This is a genomic window from Anaplasma phagocytophilum str. Webster, assembly GCF_000964685.1.
Classification (GTDB): domain Bacteria; phylum Pseudomonadota; class Alphaproteobacteria; order Rickettsiales; family Anaplasmataceae; genus Anaplasma; species Anaplasma phagocytophilum.
Genome location: NZ_LANS01000001.1, coordinates 46,298 through 62,170, shown reverse-complemented (window position 1 = coordinate 62,170; position 15,873 = coordinate 46,298). Strand labels below are relative to the sequence as shown.

14 protein-coding genes are annotated in these 15,873 nt (G+C 42.2%); 12 read left to right on the top strand and 2 right to left on the bottom strand.

Annotated elements, in window-relative coordinates:
- Positions 1 to 315 precede the first annotated feature (315 nt).
- Positions 316 to 1,602, bottom strand: a complete 1,287-nt coding sequence (gene serS, locus APHWEB_RS00220) for a serine--tRNA ligase (RefSeq protein ID WP_011450553.1) — start codon at positions 1,600 to 1,602, stop codon at positions 316 to 318.
- 89 nt (positions 1,603 to 1,691) lie between these two features.
- On the opposite strand from serS, the gene APHWEB_RS00215 reads away from it, so the two are divergent.
- From APHWEB_RS00215 to APHWEB_RS00210, 3 genes are all read left to right on the top strand, one after another.
- Complete coding sequence (locus APHWEB_RS00215) at positions 1,692 to 3,023, top strand: DNA recombination protein RmuC (RefSeq protein ID WP_020848863.1); 1,332 nt, start codon at positions 1,692 to 1,694, stop codon at positions 3,021 to 3,023.
- A 169-nt stretch (positions 3,024 to 3,192) separates the two neighbouring features.
- Positions 3,193 to 3,351, top strand: coding sequence for a hypothetical protein (locus APHWEB_RS06610; protein ID WP_011450555.1), 159 nt, complete (start codon positions 3,193 to 3,195; stop codon positions 3,349 to 3,351).
- Between the two features lie 121 nt (positions 3,352 to 3,472).
- On the top strand, positions 3,473 to 4,168 hold the full coding sequence (locus APHWEB_RS00210) for a VirB8/TrbF family protein (protein WP_020848864.1): 696 nt from the start codon (positions 3,473 to 3,475) through the stop codon (positions 4,166 to 4,168).
- Between the two features lie 285 nt (positions 4,169 to 4,453).
- Here APHWEB_RS00210 and miaA read toward each other — a convergent pair whose 3' ends face one another.
- Positions 4,454 to 5,392, bottom strand: coding sequence for a tRNA (adenosine(37)-N6)-dimethylallyltransferase MiaA (gene miaA, locus APHWEB_RS00205; RefSeq protein ID WP_011450557.1), 939 nt, complete (start codon positions 5,390 to 5,392; stop codon positions 4,454 to 4,456).
- Positions 5,393 to 5,796: 404 nt separating this feature from the next.
- On the opposite strand from miaA, the gene APHWEB_RS00200 reads away from it, so the two are divergent.
- The 9 genes from APHWEB_RS00200 to APHWEB_RS00160 all read left to right on the top strand — a co-directional run bounded on the left by APHWEB_RS00200 (position 5,797) and on the right by APHWEB_RS00160 (position 15,837).
- A complete protein-coding gene (locus APHWEB_RS00200; RefSeq protein WP_011450558.1) occupies positions 5,797 to 6,264 on the top strand; it encodes a hypothetical protein in 468 nt (155 codons plus the stop codon).
- A gap of 209 nt (positions 6,265 to 6,473) precedes the next feature.
- A complete protein-coding gene (locus APHWEB_RS00195; RefSeq protein WP_155370084.1) occupies positions 6,474 to 7,415 on the top strand; it encodes a 3-hydroxyacyl-CoA dehydrogenase in 942 nt (313 codons plus the stop codon).
- 69 nt (positions 7,416 to 7,484) lie between these two features.
- Positions 7,485 to 8,765, top strand: coding sequence for an NADH-quinone oxidoreductase subunit NuoF (gene nuoF, locus APHWEB_RS00190; RefSeq protein ID WP_011450560.1), 1,281 nt, complete (start codon positions 7,485 to 7,487; stop codon positions 8,763 to 8,765).
- Between the two features lie 490 nt (positions 8,766 to 9,255).
- Positions 9,256 to 9,591 carry a hypothetical protein gene (locus APHWEB_RS00185; protein ID WP_020848867.1) on the top strand — a complete coding sequence of 112 codons (336 nt, stop codon included), beginning with the start codon at positions 9,256 to 9,258 and terminating at the stop codon, positions 9,589 to 9,591.
- A 405-nt stretch (positions 9,592 to 9,996) separates the two neighbouring features.
- Positions 9,997 to 10,602: an NADH-quinone oxidoreductase subunit J gene (locus APHWEB_RS00180; RefSeq protein WP_011450561.1), complete on the top strand. Its 606-nt coding sequence runs from the start codon at positions 9,997 to 9,999 to the stop codon at positions 10,600 to 10,602.
- Positions 10,603 to 10,645: 43 nt separating this feature from the next.
- Positions 10,646 to 10,972: an NADH-quinone oxidoreductase subunit NuoK gene (gene nuoK / locus APHWEB_RS00175; protein WP_011450562.1), complete on the top strand. Its 327-nt coding sequence runs from the start codon at positions 10,646 to 10,648 to the stop codon at positions 10,970 to 10,972.
- A gap of 119 nt (positions 10,973 to 11,091) precedes the next feature.
- Positions 11,092 to 12,969, top strand: a complete 1,878-nt coding sequence (gene nuoL / locus APHWEB_RS00170) for an NADH-quinone oxidoreductase subunit L (protein WP_011450563.1) — start codon at positions 11,092 to 11,094, stop codon at positions 12,967 to 12,969.
- An 8-nt stretch (positions 12,970 to 12,977) separates the two neighbouring features.
- Positions 12,978 to 14,441, top strand: coding sequence for a complex I subunit 4 family protein (locus tag APHWEB_RS00165; protein ID WP_044104213.1), 1,464 nt, complete (start codon positions 12,978 to 12,980; stop codon positions 14,439 to 14,441).
- 7 nt (positions 14,442 to 14,448) lie between these two features.
- Positions 14,449 to 15,837, top strand: coding sequence for an NADH-quinone oxidoreductase subunit N (locus tag APHWEB_RS00160; protein ID WP_155237125.1), 1,389 nt, complete (start codon positions 14,449 to 14,451; stop codon positions 15,835 to 15,837).
- Positions 15,838 to 15,873: the final 36 nt, after the last annotated feature.

Sequence of the window (15,873 nt, the reverse complement as noted above, 5' to 3'; positions counted from 1 at the left end):
AAGAAGCTCTATATACTGCGACTATTATTGTGTTTTTGGGAGATTGGTGTGTTATTGAGCTATGTAGATATAGTTTCATGTAATGAATATTAAATGCTGCTCCGCTGTATAGTCTTTATAGTTACAGGATCCACCCACATATTGAGACAGCTGTACAGGCTCCCACCCGAATTTTGATAATTCTTCATTATAGAAGCTATAATCCCTTACTCTAGATAAGCATAGGTATTAAGGCATGGACTGAGAACTTGCAGCACATTTATGTGCCAAGATTCCCGCGCAATAATGCTCTAAGGGAGAGGGAGCATCGGTGTTTTAGGGAAGAGCAGTTCCAGGCCTTATATAATCAGCTGACATGAACTTCCGCAGAGCATCAGGTATTGTTATAGTCCCATCTGAATTTTGATAATTCTCCATAATAGCAGCTATAGTTCTTCCTAACGCCAAGGCTGAACCATTCAAGGTATGCACAAAAGAAGAACGCTTATTCTGTTTTTCTAGGTAGAAACATTTTGCGCCCATTCTTCTTGCTTGAAAGTCTTTACAATTGGAGCAACTTGATATCTCTCTGTATTTATTTTGAGCAGGCATCCATACTTCAATATCGTAAGAGATGCTAGCAGAAAATCCCATGTCTCCCGTACATAGCAGCACCACTCGATATGGTAACTCGAGCCTTTTTAGCACTTCTTCAGCCACAGATAGCATACGCTCCAGTTCTACATTAGACTGGCTAGCATCGGTGATACTTACCAACTCTACCTTGCTAAATTGATGCTGACGAATCATTCCCCTGGTATCTTGCCCAGCGCTACCAGCTTCAGAACGGAAGCATTGTGAGTACGCGGTAAACCTGAGAGGTAAAGAATTACGATGCAGATTTGTATTTGCAACTAAGTTAGTCAAAACAACCTCACTAGTCGGCACCAAGCGCATGGCATCAGTTGTCTGAAAGGAGTCATGGGTAAATTTTGGTAATTGCCCCACATTGAACATTGCAAGGTCATTGACTAGAGATGGATGAAAAACTTCTGTGTATCCAAACTCCTTTGTATGCATCTCCAACATAAAAGACGCAAGGCCCCTCTCCAAAGCTGCAAGCTGACCACTTAATATGGAAAATCTGGATCCTGATAGAAAAGCAGCTCTACGGAAGTCCATGAGGTTGAGCATCTCACCAAGAACGTAGTGAGGTTTAATTTCAAAAGAAAAACTCCTCTTCTGTCCGTAGGAACGAACTTCTACGTTATCATCAGCGCTTTTGCCAAAGGGTACTGCATCATCAGGAATATTTGGAAGACTACATAGCAGGTACGAGAGCCCGGTGTCACGCTTAATACGCTCTTCAAGCTCTGAAATTTCATGAGCAAGCTTCTTAGAAGTTTCTACATGTGACGAGCAATCTGCGCCGCTCTGCTTTAGTACAGTTACCTCTTTAGTAATCGCATTGCGCTGCTCTCTTAGGGCATAAAGCTCTGTTAGCAGTTTACGTTTTTGTAAATCAAGCTCTATGATCTTTGCAGCTTGACTCTCGAGCCCACGAGACAGCATTGCTTTATCAAAAAGTTCAGGGTTGTTTTTTATAAACTCGATATCATGCATTACTTATCTCTACGCAGAAGAGCTTAGACATACTATACGATAAGCCATACAATTGTTAAGACTATTTTACTGCACGATGCGGCTTATTTATGATTCTGAATACAACTTGGCAGATCGTATCTGCTATGGGGGTAGAGGCGATTTGTGTTTTTTTTATCACATACTTTATCTCTACTAAAGGAAGGGTGGCAGAAAGAAGCTACTATGACGTTGTAATCGAAAAGGCTGGATTAGAGGAAAGATTGCGGGAAAATTTAGAGGAAAACGCGGGGTTAAAGCAGAAAATTCAAAATTTACATCTAGAACTCCAAGAAGCGAGGGATAAAGCTCTGGTTTTGGATATTGAGAAGAAAAATCTCGAGAGAACGAATATGCAGTTTGATGCGTTTCTCAAGTCAGTCGATGAGCAGACGAAGCTCCATTTTGAAAATCTAGCTAATAAAATCTTTGATGAAAAAATGAATAAATTCAGCAAAATGTCACGCGAAGGGTTGCATTACCTGTTAGAGCCAGTCAAAGAGAATATGCAGATTTTAAAAAAGGAATTAGAAGAAGCATTTGTGCGTCAGGGAAAGGAGCAATTTTCTCTTAAGAACGAAATTCAGCGTATAGTTCTTGCAAATGAGAGAATTACTTTACAGGCAGAAAATCTGGCAAGTGCGCTTAAGGGGAATAATAAGTTGCAGGGTAGCTGGGGAGAAGTAATTCTAGAAAAGGTTTTAGAAGATTCCGGGTTACGACGAGATCAAGATTATAAAATGCACAGTGCTGGGATGAGCTTAACAGGCATCACAGGAGGAAAGCAGTATCCTGACGTTGTTGTACTACTCCCGGAAGATAAACACATAGTTGTGGATTCGAAAGTGTCTCTAGTACACTATGAGAGGTATTGTTCAGAAAAGCAGGATGAAAATCTCAGATTGGCGCACCTGAAGCAATTTGTGCATTCGGTAAGATCTCATGTGAATGATCTGGCAGGGAAGAGATATACCGACATAGATAGCCTTAATGCGCCTGATTTTGTACTAATGTTCATTCCGATAGAAAGTGCGTATTTTTTAATGGTTAGAGCTGATACAGAATTGCACGGATATGCTTGGTGTAAGAAAGTGGTTATAGTGTGCCCATCCACGTTGCTTGCGACTTTGAGGACTATAGAATCTTTGTGGAGGCTTGAGAAGCAAAATCGCAACACACTGGAGATTGCCCGTCAAGGTGGGGCATTATACGATAAAATAGCCGGTTTTATTCAAGATATGCAAAAGCTCGGCAAGCAGCTCGATGTTGCAGGGTGTGTGTATAGAGATGCCATGAAAAAGCTTTCTGAAGGGCATGGAAATATTTTATCCAGGACTAAAAATTTAAAAAACTTGGGGGTAAAAGCTTCAAAAAGCTTAGAAATAGAGGCGGTGGACGGTTAAAAAGCATGTGCATAATCACATATAAACCGCAGATGCTTGATAGGTTGACGCTTTTAGCGTGCTGAGGGGTTTTCCGTACGTTTGGAAATTACTAAAAGCAGTCTTCTAGGTGTAGAGAGTATGTTTATCAATTTGAGAGTATAATACGGTTAGTAGGGCTTTTTGTAGTTTGGATTACACGTTAGCTTCAGGTACAGTGTTGTTGTCTCGGAAGGGCTATCTTGCTTTAGGAAGGGGAAGAAGCATGGTTAGTGGCCATATGGCAAATGGTATAGGAATGCAGAGTTTATCACCTGACATGGGGTCACGATTCTCCAGTGGTCAATAGAATTGTAACGGTTAGCGTGTATTTTCCTGTTTCGAGGTATCTCTGTGGTCAGTAGGTAGGTTCTACTGTACAAAAAGAGAACATTATGGGATGTGGGTAATCCATTTGTGGGGTATTTTGAGTGAAGGAGACTGGCGGCTGTTTTGTAGGAGAAAAGGAACAGTACTTTGAGAAGGCACTTCGGTGGTATTTTGTGCGGTACTTGTCCGTTGTTACTGAAAGAGCATGGCTTGCATTTTTTCTCATTGTACTTACGGTATTTATACTAATTTTAGCATTTGATATATATTCGCTGTTTCCTACAAAGACGGATTTTAGCTTTGTAAAGTATACTGACCGGTACAGCGATGAATTCATGAGGATAAAGAAGCTCAGTTCGAATTTAGACGACAAGGAAGAAGATGTTTTAGCTTCGTATCTGGCGGGGGAGTATGTAAAACGTTATGAATCATACGTACGTGGTGACGAAGAGACCAAGCTTGGTTTTGTAAAGAATAATTCGTCACGTAAGATATTTGTCGGATTCAAGAACGCGATGGAACAAGGTTCTGGGATACAAGCATTGATTTCCAAGTACAAAACAGAAGACGTAACTTTAGAGGCTGTGATTAATAAAGTTGAACTTTTACCACGGCACATTTCATCTATGAGCAGTGCTATTGTGGAATTTAGTGTTGACTGTTTTGTGCAGGGAGTTTTAGTGGATACCCAATCGAGGAAGGTTCAGCTTTCTTTTGCATTATCGAACATCAGAATAGCGGCAGCTGGGGTTATTCCATTTGAGTTCACTATTCACGCATACCAGTATATAGACTAGCGTCTTTTGTAGCAGAACACCGCAGGTTATGGTTGGATGTTGTTTGTAACACTCAACGTGTTTATGCATTCTTGGACCTGGCTATTTAGAAGATGATCATTACCAACGGATTTTCTGTGTTTTGTCCCGGGGCTCTCATATTGCTCTATACTAGGTATTTTGTGTATGAAGCACAATGCACGAGACAGGTTATATGTAGTCGATAACGTTCTGATACTTTGATGCGTTATGATTTATGCTCTTCAGCTATACTTTCAAACATTGTTACAGATGGCATGTTATGTGCTAATTACAGGGCCGTGTGTGGGTTCTCGGATACTTTGAAGCGTATTGCGCAAGTACGTGATCTATGATTTCATTCTGAGAGCTGAAGAAGCGTGTATCACAAGGCAACTGGGTTCTGAACCACGTACATTGCCTTTTTGCATAATGACGCGTATTCTTCTGAGCTATTTCCACAGCTTCCATAAACTCTATTTTACCTTGCAAGTATTGTACAATTTCAGGAGCTCCATGTGCCTTCATAACGGGCGCATGCATAGGCAGATTCAGTGACATTAAGTACTTTACCTCAGATATTGCATCCGTTTGCATCATTGTGAGAAATCTTCGATTAATCTTGTCGTATAGTTTGTTGCGAGGAGGTAACAAGACTAAGACTTCGCAATTCTCAAAAGGCTTAATACGCGGTGAACGCTCCCACCAAGTGAATATCGACGTTCCAGTTTGCTCCAAAACCTCAAATGCGCGTAATATCTGATGGGTATTGTTATGATGTAGACGTGCAGCATTGCTATCTCTTGCAACAAGTGCTTCATAAAATGCAGCGTTCCCGAGAGATTCTAAAAGATTTCTTGCGGTTTTGCGGACTTCAGGATCTATTGCCGGTATGTCAGATATGCCGTTGACGAGGCTGTTTATATACATCCCGCTGCCGCCTGTTATGACTGGTAGCACATTGTCATCCCAAGCCTGCTGTACCTCTCTTTTTACGTCCTGTAACCATAATCCTGCAGAATAATTTTGTGTTGGCGCAACATATCCATACAACTTATGTATGTCGCGTACAGATACAGGTTGATCAGTGAGAATTGGCACACCGTGGTAAATTTGTTTTGAGTCACAATTTATCACTCTACAGTTGAGATCATCGGCAATAATATCACAAGCTGCAGACTTGCCGGACGCTGTTGGTCCTGTAACTACGACTATTTCTTTCTCCATGTCTATTAATTATCTCAAATTTTGTTCTGAGAGTACAATTCCGTGTAACTAACTTGCAGGATACCACAATTGTACGATGATATACAGTATGTATTGTTCTAGGATGATCGAAAAGGAGTTTTTATGCTCATTACGAAGATTTGATAAACGTGAATCAGTCTTCTGAGAGGCATTTCAGTGTTGTAAATTTGTTTTTAATTCAATGGATACCAAAAATGTTTATAATTTTAGGTATTGTAATGGTGACAAATGGTAACCGGTATTAAAATGCGAGTTTCCTGACATGTATGGAGGATGTTGTTATTTACAATACCTTGCCGGAATCATGTTGAACTTGAATGTAGCACATGCTAAACTTCGTGTAGGCTGCTGTTCTGGATTGTTGAACTTTAAAGGTGTGTGCTATGGCTGATCAAGGTGGTGCTTCCGGTGGCGGTGGCAAGGGGTTTGCCTCTAGATTCAGTAAAGGGGGGACTTTTACCCAAAAGAAGGGTATAGGGGGAAATTCTGATGCTTCGTCTTCTGCTGCAGGTGGTGGTTTTACCAAACTCTTAAGCAAGAGTGAGCGCCCTGCTTCTTTCCGTGAGGATAAGAGCGTTCTTAGAACCTCAAAAACAAGTAATAACGAAGGGTTTGCGAAGGCAACTAAGAAAAGTAGGTTAGATTGCTTGTTCTTGGTGCGTGGTAAGGATAAAGGCAGGCCGGCTTGGCATTATGTACTGGTGGACAAGCATAAGAAAGAGATGTTCCTTGCAAAGAGCAAAAGTGGGTCGATGGACGTGGCGCTCTATGGGGAGATTCTATATTCTGGTTGGGGAGAGAATCCTCCTGAGGATATGGTGCAGAAAATTAAGGACGAGTTTGGTGCATAGGGGCACTTGTTAGCCATTTGGGTGGTGTTTACGGCATTGTGATCAATTGTAGGAGGTTGCTTGCTTTCCAGGAAATTAGCAGTTGTAGATCCTGCGTGCTCGAACGTATTACTGCTCAGGTGCCTTGCGGATTCTGGTATTGATTTGGTGCTGTACTGCGATAATGTGCTCGCGGGCAAACTATTGATAGTCGCGTGAGGGTTCGCAGCTTGAGTTCTGAAGTTGGCGCTCTTGAGGATGTGGGTTGTGTTCTCGAGCTACTGCAGGATCAAGATAAAAGGGCTAGGTTCTACAGCGGAGATCGTATTCGTAATAGCGCGGTGCCGTTGTTGTCTTTAGGAATGTCGTTGGAAGAGCGTAGTGCTCTTCGTAAATCGGTTTCTGATGACGTATTATCGAGGCTGGTTTCTGTTCATCTTCCGACATTTTTTCAACCTGTTCCTGTGTTTGAGTGTATTTTGTGTGATGACAACGCTTCTTCTTGCAGTCGTGTTCTGAGCGAGTTTCAGGCTGATAAATTGCGTTTTTTGACTTATTCAGAGGGAGAAAAACCTCTGTTTGATCAGATGGGATACTTTTGGGCAGTGAACTGTATTTCTGCGGCTTTGGAGTATGGTCTTGATGTAGAGGTTGCTGATCATATTGTGACAAATGATAATACGGGAGTGCCATTACCGGGGGTTTTTTCAATCCTTGACCAGATGGGATTGGATTGTTTTGTTTCCTCTCTGGAGAGGCTGGTGGGCTGTCTAGAGAAAAATGATCCCATGCTTGAGTTGCGGCAAAAATTACCAGAAGTCATTTATGGTATGATTTCCGATGGTTTGACTGGTATCAACGGAAGAGGTGGCTTTTATCGCACGTATCACATGCGCTATGGTGCCATGGATCAGGTAATAGATCTGCGTAGTGGGCTCTACAGGGGGCTGAAAAAAGATATGTTTTTACATGAAAGCCTTTTAGACAAAAAGTGCGAGACATTTTCTAACGCAATATGGAGTCGATTTTTGGCGTACGCAGAGTATATCTCAGGGCTGTATGGTGCCACGATAATATCCAGGGTAGACGATATTCTACGTATAGGATATGGATGGAAGTATGGTGTTTGTGAGGTTGCTTCCAGGCTTGGTATGCAGTGTTCGTTGAAGTAAGTTGCGAACTTAAGAATTTGAGTTATTTCTGTACTTTAGTAATATAGACATGGTCTTAGTGGGGGTATTGTGAGAGACGAGGATTCTATATTTACTAATTTATCCGGAAAAGAAAGCCCTTATTTAGCGGCGGCAAAAAGCCGTGGTACGTGGTTTAACACTAAAGAGTTGCTGGCACTAGGGCGTGATAAAATCATTCAAGAAATTAAGGACTCAGGCCTCAGGGGGAGAGGAGGAGCAGGGTTTCCCACAGGGCTTAAGTGGAGTTTTATGCCGAAAGCCTTGCCGGAGGGTTCTTCTGCGTATCTTGTGGTAAACGCTGATGAGTCCGAGCCTGGTACGTGTAAGGACAGGGACATAATTAGGTATGATCCGCATAAAATTCTAGAAGGCATACTTATTGCAGGTTTTGCTATGGGTGTGACTGCTGCTTACATTTACATTCGGGGTGAGTTTTATAATGAGTACACCGTTCTTTTCAAGGCTTTACAGGAAGCTTATGCAGATGGTCTATTAGGAGAAAATGCGTGTGGTTCTGGTTATAACTTGAACGTTTTTATTCATAGGGGAGCGGGGGCATACATTTGCGGAGAAGAGAGTGCGCAGATTGAATCTATTGAGGGCAGGAAAGGCATGCCCAGATTGAAGCCTCCATTTCCGGCTGCTGTGGGATTATACGGGTCGCCGACCACTGTAAATAATGTTGAGACTATTGCTGTAGTAGGGGATATCCTAAGAAGAGGTTCGGGGTGGTTCTCTTCGCTAGGTATACCGAATAATACTGGGACTAAGGTCTTTTGTATATCTGGTCACGTGAACAATCCTTGCAATGTCGAGGAGGAATTGGGAATTCCCATGAGAGAACTCATTGAGAAGTATGCAGGGGGCGTAATAGGAGGTTGGGATAATTTGCTTGCCGTGATTCCTGGAGGGTCTTCTGTTCCCATGTTGCCGAAGCACATATGCGACGATATAACTATGGATTTTGATTCTTTGAGGGCTGCTAAGTCTGGGTTAGGAACTGCTGGCCTGATAGTTATGGATAAGTCTACTGATCTCATCGAAGCTATAGAGAGGATTTCGAGTTTTTATATGCATGAATCGTGTGGTCAATGCAGCCCTTGTAGGGAAGGCACTGGTTGGATGTGGAGAATGATGCGAAAAATGCTCGATGGTACAGCAGAGGAGAGTGAGATAGATAAGCTGCTAGATGTTGCTTCTCAGATAGAGGGGCATACAATTTGTGCGTTGGCGGATGCTGCGGTATGGCCGATACAAGGTCTATTTCGTCATTTTAGATCTGTTGTAGAGGAGAGGCTAAGAAGTTCTAAGGCGCGACGTTTAGCTTAATTACGTACTGCTTAGGAGCTGCGTTGAGGTGTTATGCCTAATACAATACAGATATTAGGTCTGTCTTCTCTTCTGAAGTTAAGAGAGAGGTGAGTTGTATGAGTAGGGAGATGGGGAGGCATGATACTTCTCGCTGTACGTCCCTCGATAGGAGCCGCACTGAAATATTGTGCCTAACCAACTATGTGTGGTAGATGTTTGGTAGTGTTTCCATTCTGGAGCAAAGAGAGATGGCAATGAATTGTATGGGTAGTGGCGGAAGTATAGGAAAGCACTTTATGTATGCTGCGATCTGCATTGTAGTCTCGGTATGTACCAAGCGCAGCATCTAGATTAGGTTGTGTCTCCCTTAAAGCACTTATCCCAGTTTCTATCTTGAGTTCATGTTGCGTTACTTTCCTCGATAAGAGCTGCGTTGGGGTATTATGCCTAATACAATACAGATATTAGGTCTGTCTTCTCTTCTGAAGTTAAGAGAGAGGTGAGTTGTATGGGTAGGGAGATGGGGAGGCATGATACTTCTCGCTGTACGTCCCTCGATAGGAGCCGCACTGAAATATTGTGCCTCACCAACTATGTATGGCGGATGTTTGGTAGTGTTTCCGTTCTGGAGCCAAGAGAGATGGCAATGAATTGTATGGGTAGTGGCGGAAGTATAGGAAAGCACTTTATGTATGCCGCGATCCGCATTGTAGTCTCGGCATATACCAAGCGCAGCGTCTTGATTAGGTTGTGGCTTCCTCGCGCAGGTGCTTCTTCCGATTCCTATCTTCGTGCATGTTGCATTACTTTTCAGGGAATTGTTATGCAGAAGTGTGATACGTAGATTTTCAGGTGATTATGAGAGCCTTTTTCGCTATTCAGCATAAGCTATCGCGTTGGATTTCGAGCATAATTAGCATTTCTTCGATAATTATCTAGATGTGAAAATTGGCTTTTCAGACGCTCTGTTTGTTACGCTGTAAACAATTTTAATTTTTAGAAGCGTTTGTTAGTTTTAGGAGCCTTGCTAGGCGTGATAGAAGTGGTCCAGCTTTCTGGAGAGATATAGGTAGCAGTAAAAGCTCAGCATGTGAACTGATATTGGAAAGAATTGTTAACAATTTTTAGACGATGGAATACAAATTTTGAGATTCTCAATGGCATAGATGCTTTTTTTGGGATACACAGTAATTTGACTTGATAACTTAAACTGTTATATTATCATCCCGGTGGTTGTAGGTTCTGCTAAATGGTTGGGTTCTTATTTTTCTGCTTTGCTGGGATGGTAGTGTTTTCCGCAGTAGCAGTTGTGATATCTTCTAACCCAGTCTATGCAGTTCTGAGCCTGATCTTGACATTTTTTATATCTAGTGTTCTGTTCATCCTGCTTGGTGCGGAACTGGTAGCTATGCTGCTTGTTGTTGTGTATGTGGGGGCAGTGGCGGTTTTGTTTTTATTTGTGGTGATGATGCTAGATATGGATTTTGTCAAGTCCTCCCATGGGTTTGTTAGGTATTATCCTATATGTGTTGCACTTGCTACGGCGCTTTTTGGATGTGCGACGTATGCGATTTTCCATACTAAGGCTGCTTTCATTAGGGGTATAGGTGAGGCAGGAGCTAGCGCTATGGGAAATGTATTTCTGATTGGATCTCAGATGTACACGAAATATTTTTACGCATTTCAAATGTCGGGCATTTTACTTTTAGTTGCTTCTATAGGGGCTTTGGTTTTGACGGTGAGGTCAAAGGCTGTGAAATCGCGCAAGCAGAATGTGTACGCACAAGTTGATCGTTCTTCAAAGGTGGAGTTATGCTCTCCTGCTGTCTGTAAAGGTATTGAAGATATTGATTAATTTTCGAATTGTGTATTTTTGGAGATAGCACGGGGTGTAACGCATGGATTTTTTAATCAGTTCTGGCATAACGTTGAGTCATTTTCTAGCACTCGCTGCTATCTTGTTCGCCATTGGGGTTTGTGGAATTGTGATTAATAGCAGGAGTGTCATAAACGTTTTGCTGTCTTTGGAGCTCATGTTGCTCTCCGTAAATTTGAACTTTGCTGCGTTTTCTTCGTATAGTGGAGATATGCAAGGACAAATTTTTGTGGTATTTGTACTTACCGTTGCTGCTGCAGAATCTGCTATAGGGTTGGCTATAATGTTGGCTCATTTTCGTAATGCTGGGAACATAGACCTTGGTAAGGATAATTTGCTAAAGATGTAATGTTGCTCCAGAGGGGAGATTTGCTGTCTGTGGCTTTTTTGTGTTAAGTACGCTTGTAGTTCTTGTTATGTAAGTGTGGCTCATGTTTGTGAGCGTGTAATTTTGCTATAGTGGCTGTTATGTTCAGTATAGAGTTTCTATGTGTAGTGCTTCCGCTTTTAGGTGCTCTATTGGGGTATTTGTTAAAGCATGGGAGGTTTGTCTCTCATGTAGTGGCTTGCTCATTTATCGGCAAGTCGGCTATTTTGTCGTGGTATTTGTTCTTAGCCACCAAGCAGAGTTATGCGGTAGATTTGCTTTCTTGGTTGGAAGTGGGTGGTGTATCGGTGCGCTGGTCAATTTACATTGATAAGTTGACTACTGTGATGATGATCGTAGTAACTACTGTCTCGTTTATCGTACACTTGTACTCTGTTGGGTATATGCACAAAGATAAGGGTGCTGTGCGGTTTTTAGCATACCTCTCCATGTTTACCTTTTTCATGATGGCTTTGGTAACGAGTGGCAATTTCATGCAGCTATTTTTTGGCTGGGAGGGAGTTGGTTTATGCTCTTATCTTCTAATAGGCTTTTGGTTCGGTAAAGATTCTGCGACCAAAGCTGCGATGAAGGCATTCGTAGTAAATAGAGTAGGGGATTTATTTTTCCTTTGTGGGATTCTAGTTGTTTTTTATTCTTTCCATACATTAAATTTCGATGAAATCTTTGCGAAGATTGCCGATGGTTGGGATTTGGGAGTGGTTGATGTTTGGGGCTACCAGGTTCCGCTGAAGGATTTAGCTGTTATTCTGCTGTTTGTGGGATGTATGGGTAAATCTGCGCAATTGGGGTTACATGTATGGCTTCCTGACGCGATGGAAGGGCCTACTCCTGCATCTGCGCTTATACATGCTGCTACAATGGTTACCGCAGGGGTTTTTCTTATAGCGAGGAGTTCTCCCATTGTAGAGTTGTCGCCAATAGGGCAGGAAGTCATATTGGTAGTGGGGCTAGCAACCTGTTTGTTTGCAGCGGTAGTGGCTATATTGCAGGAAGATATTAAGAAGATAGTGGCTTATTCTACGTGTAGCCAGCTTGGGTACATGTTTGTAGCGTGTGGAACTTCGAGCTACCATTTAGCTATATTTCATCTATTGACTCATGCGTTTTTCAAGTCGTTGTTGTTTCTCTTAGCGGGTAATGTGATACATTCCAATAATGGGGAGCAGAGAATTGCGTATATGAGTAAAAATTGCTGGAGAGATATACCTTTCACTTATGCCTTGATGTGGATAGGTTCTCTGGCGCTCATGGGTGTTTTTCCGTTGGCGGGGTATTACTCAAAGGATCTCATTATAGAGAGTAGTTATGGGCATGTAGCGGGGTTTGTTATCACGAATTTGGTAGCATGTTTGACTTCCGCCTATTCATGTCGGTTAATGATAAGGGTGTTTCATAATTCTCATTCTGAGAGGATTCCTTCCATACATGAGTCTTCGAAAATCATGTTGCTTCCGCTCTTGGTGCTCATGGTGGGTGCCGTATTTTCCGGTATGGTGTTCAAGAATGTGTTGGGGATAACAGAGGGTGCGTTTTGGTCCAATAGTTTGAGTGTCCATGCGCATGAAGGAGAGATAAGCAGGATAATAGAATTGATTCCTACGGGCATGGTCGCGCTGGGCGTGCTGTTGTGTTATCTCTTTTGTCGTTACAAAAGCTTGATTTACTATATTCCTCATGCATTAAAAAATGTAGTGAAGAATAAGTTTTATTTTGATGAGATATATGAGGGTGTTTTTGTAATTCCAATGCAAAAAATATCCGAGTTGCTTTGGCGTGCTGTTGACCAAAAAGTGATTGATTATTTTATCTTAGGTGGTATTACTAAGGCGGTTGTAATGTCTGCTCAGCATGGTGTAAGAATACAGAGTGGACGTGTAGTTGGCTATGCTCTTGTAATGCTGCTTGGAGTGGTATCTGCTGCGCTGTTAGTGGTATATGGTTTTAAAACACAGTGATCCCTTTTATGATTCTTATCCCCGTATTAGGGGGATGCCTTATTGCTTTTTTGAGAGACTCTTCCTCTAAGTTGAGGGGCGGGCTATTTATTTCAATTACTTTTGCAACGTTCATAGCGAGTATCGCGGTTCTGCTGTCTTTCTATGGCAACGGGCTTCCAGTATTAAGAGATTATACATGGATAGGAGAGGTATTTGCGGTAGATAGGTTATCATTGTTGATGGTGATACTATCGACGTTTCTCTTCTTTTTATGTGCATTATGTGGAGTATTCAGTCGTGCCTGTGGTGTTGATAAAGAATCAGAAAGCTCCTTTTTTGCACTGTTGTTATTGCTAGAGGCGACGGTTCTTGGCGTCTTTTCTGTGCACACTTCTCTGATGTTTTATGTATTTTTCGAAGCTTCGCTTATTCCTATGTTCTTTATAATAGGCAAGTGGGGCCATGGAGATCGGATCAGTGCTGCATTTAGGTTTTTAATCTATACTGGAGCGGCATCTCTGTTATTTCTGATAGGGCTGGTATATTCGCGAGTTTTTTCTCTGGGGATGTTTGAGTCTTTTTACGCAGATGTTTCTGTTGCGCTAGCTTTACCTATAGGTATTAGAATAGCGCTCTGGATTGCCTGCTTTTTTGCATTTGCGGTGAAGCTTCCTATGGTTCCTTGTCATACTTGGTTGCCTAAGGCCCATGTACAGGCTCCTACTCTGGGTTCTGTGTTGCTTGCTGGGTTGCTTATCAAAATGGGGGGGTACGGGTTTATAAGGTTCTGCCTTAGTGCACTTCCTGAAATCAGCTGGAAGCTCTCGGAGTTTGTGGTTTATTTGAGCGCGATTTCACTGGTTTACTCGTCGTTAGTGGCTTTTGCCCAGAAGAATATGAAGACTCTAGTTGCATACTCTTCTGTAGCGCATATGAGCTTTGTTGCTGCTGGTATATTTTCACTAAATGAGAGTGGAATTGTTGGTGCAATTTTTCAAATGCTCAGTCATGGTCTTATTTCAGCTGCGCTGTTTTTATGTGTTGGTATGATATATAGCCGTACTGGTACTATGGATATGTCTAAGTGTGGTGGGATAGCTGCATCGATGCCCAAGCTTTCATTTATGATGATATTCTTTAGCATGGCTTCAGCTGGTTTGCCGGGAACCTCAGGTTTTATCGGGGAGTTTCTATCCATATTGGGAATTTTTCAGGCTTTTAGGTTTACTGCAGTTTGTTTCGCGGTTGGAGTGGTATTGAGCGCTGCTTACACGTTGCGTTTGTGTCGTGAAGTGATATGGGGAAGTAGCCCTGAGGGTGCTAAGGTGATAGATAGTGACATTAACGCTGTTGAATTTGTTATTTTGGGGATATTGGCAGCTCTTGTTCTATTCTTTGGTATATATCCTGCTTCCGTGATAACATTTTTAAAGCCTTGGATAAGTGCTATTTTGCCAGAATTACAAAAGTTTCAATTGTCTTGGGGGTGATGTGTATTTGAGCGACTTTCTATACATAGTGCCCGAGATTACTGTATTGGGTTCTGCTCTAGCGCTACTGGTGTTGGGGATGTTTACGAGTGAGCGGCGAGTGCGGAGTATGTCTCTTATCTCTGTTGCTATAGCGGCTGTGTTGGCGTGTAAGGAGTTAATATATTTTTCTGGAGAAGAGGTATCTCTTTTTGGTGGCTTCGTGGTGCGTACTGCGCATACCTGTCTTGCTAGGGCAGTAGTTGCAGTATCGGGGCTTTTTGCCTTCTTGTTATTTTTCTTTGCGAAGCGTAGTTACCGCTATGAGTTTGCTGTTTTGATGCTTTTTGCTTTCTTGGGAACTCTGACTCTTGTCGAAGCGCATCATTTCCTGTCTTTTTATCTTTCTTTTGAGCTGATAGGCTTTGCTTCTTACATATTGGTATGCTTTAATCGCAGCTCTATAAAGGCGTCAGAGGCTGCTATCAAGTTTTTTGTTCTAGGTGCTCTCTCATCGTGCATAATGCTATATGGTATTTCCTTAGTATATGGATATGCTTCGGAATTTAGTCTTGGTGTTGTTTCTAAAGTGTTGGGAGGAGAGGAATCTCTAGGGGCAACTTTTGGCTGTGCTTTAGTGCTTGTGGGGTTATTGTTCAAGCTTGGTGCTGTTCCGTTTCATATGTGGATTCCCGATACGTATGAAGGTGCGCCAACTGTTGCGGTGGTGTTTTTTACTATAGTTACTAAAACAGCTATGGTATTAGTCTTTGCAGGATTAATGCAGGGGGTTGTTATTCCTATTACGGGTTTTGTATGGAGCATGTTGTTGATGGCTGCATTATCGATGGTGGTGGGTGAGTTTTCTGCTATGCAGCAGAAGAATGTTAAGAGGCTGTTTGCGTATGCTAACATTGGCCATATTGGTTATGTATTAGCCGGCATGAGTACAGGAGTTGTTACTTTCAAGCCTGTGCTGTTTTATGTGGTGACATATCTGCTCATTAATGTATGGATTTTCACGGTGCTGCTTAGGTATGATGACGAGGGGTTTGAGATAACAGATGTTGCTGGTTTAGCCGCAAAAAATCCGTTTTTGGCATTTACGTTTGTGGCAGCGTTGTTGGCGTCGGCTGGGTTGCCACCGTTTTCTGGTTTTTTTGCTAAGTACACATTACTTAAGGCGATAGGTGGTGTTGATGCATTTGGGGTGCCGACGCTTGTATGCGTAGTATTCCTATGTCTCACTAGTATTATCCCGTGTTTTTATTGTTTTCGCATAGCCAAGGTGGTTTATTTTGATGTGCCGACGGGGGAACATTCCGCTACAAGCAGGAATGTTGGTTTGTCGATTATGGCATTTGTCGCTGTAACACTTAGTCTTGTAGTTGTGCTTCTAAGAGAGCGTATTATATAGCTACTCTGAGCTAATCTCTGCATAAGCAAGTAAGCA

Excerpts from the sequence above, each read along its gene's own strand:
- miaA (WP_011450557.1), bottom strand. The coding sequence starts at position 5,392 with ATGGAGAAAGAAATAGTCGTAGTTACAGGACCAACAGCGTCCGGCAAG.
- APHWEB_RS00200 (WP_011450558.1), top strand. The coding sequence starts at position 5,797 with ATGGCTGATCAAGGTGGTGCTTCCGGTGGCGGTGGCAAGGGGTTTGCC.
- nuoK (WP_011450562.1), top strand. The coding sequence starts at position 10,646 with ATGGATTTTTTAATCAGTTCTGGCATAACGTTGAGTCATTTTCTAGCA.
- nuoL (WP_011450563.1), top strand. The coding sequence starts at position 11,092 with ATGTTCAGTATAGAGTTTCTATGTGTAGTGCTTCCGCTTTTAGGTGCT.
- APHWEB_RS00180 (WP_011450561.1), top strand. The coding sequence starts at position 9,997 with ATGGTTGGGTTCTTATTTTTCTGCTTTGCTGGGATGGTAGTGTTTTCC.
- serS (WP_011450553.1), bottom strand. The coding sequence starts at position 1,602 with ATGCATGATATCGAGTTTATAAAAAACAACCCTGAACTTTTTGATAAA.
- APHWEB_RS00165 (WP_044104213.1), top strand. The coding sequence starts at position 12,978 with ATGATTCTTATCCCCGTATTAGGGGGATGCCTTATTGCTTTTTTGAGA.
- APHWEB_RS00185 (WP_020848867.1), top strand. The coding sequence starts at position 9,256 with ATGGGTAGGGAGATGGGGAGGCATGATACTTCTCGCTGTACGTCCCTC.
- APHWEB_RS00215 (WP_020848863.1), top strand. The coding sequence starts at position 1,692 with ATGATTCTGAATACAACTTGGCAGATCGTATCTGCTATGGGGGTAGAG.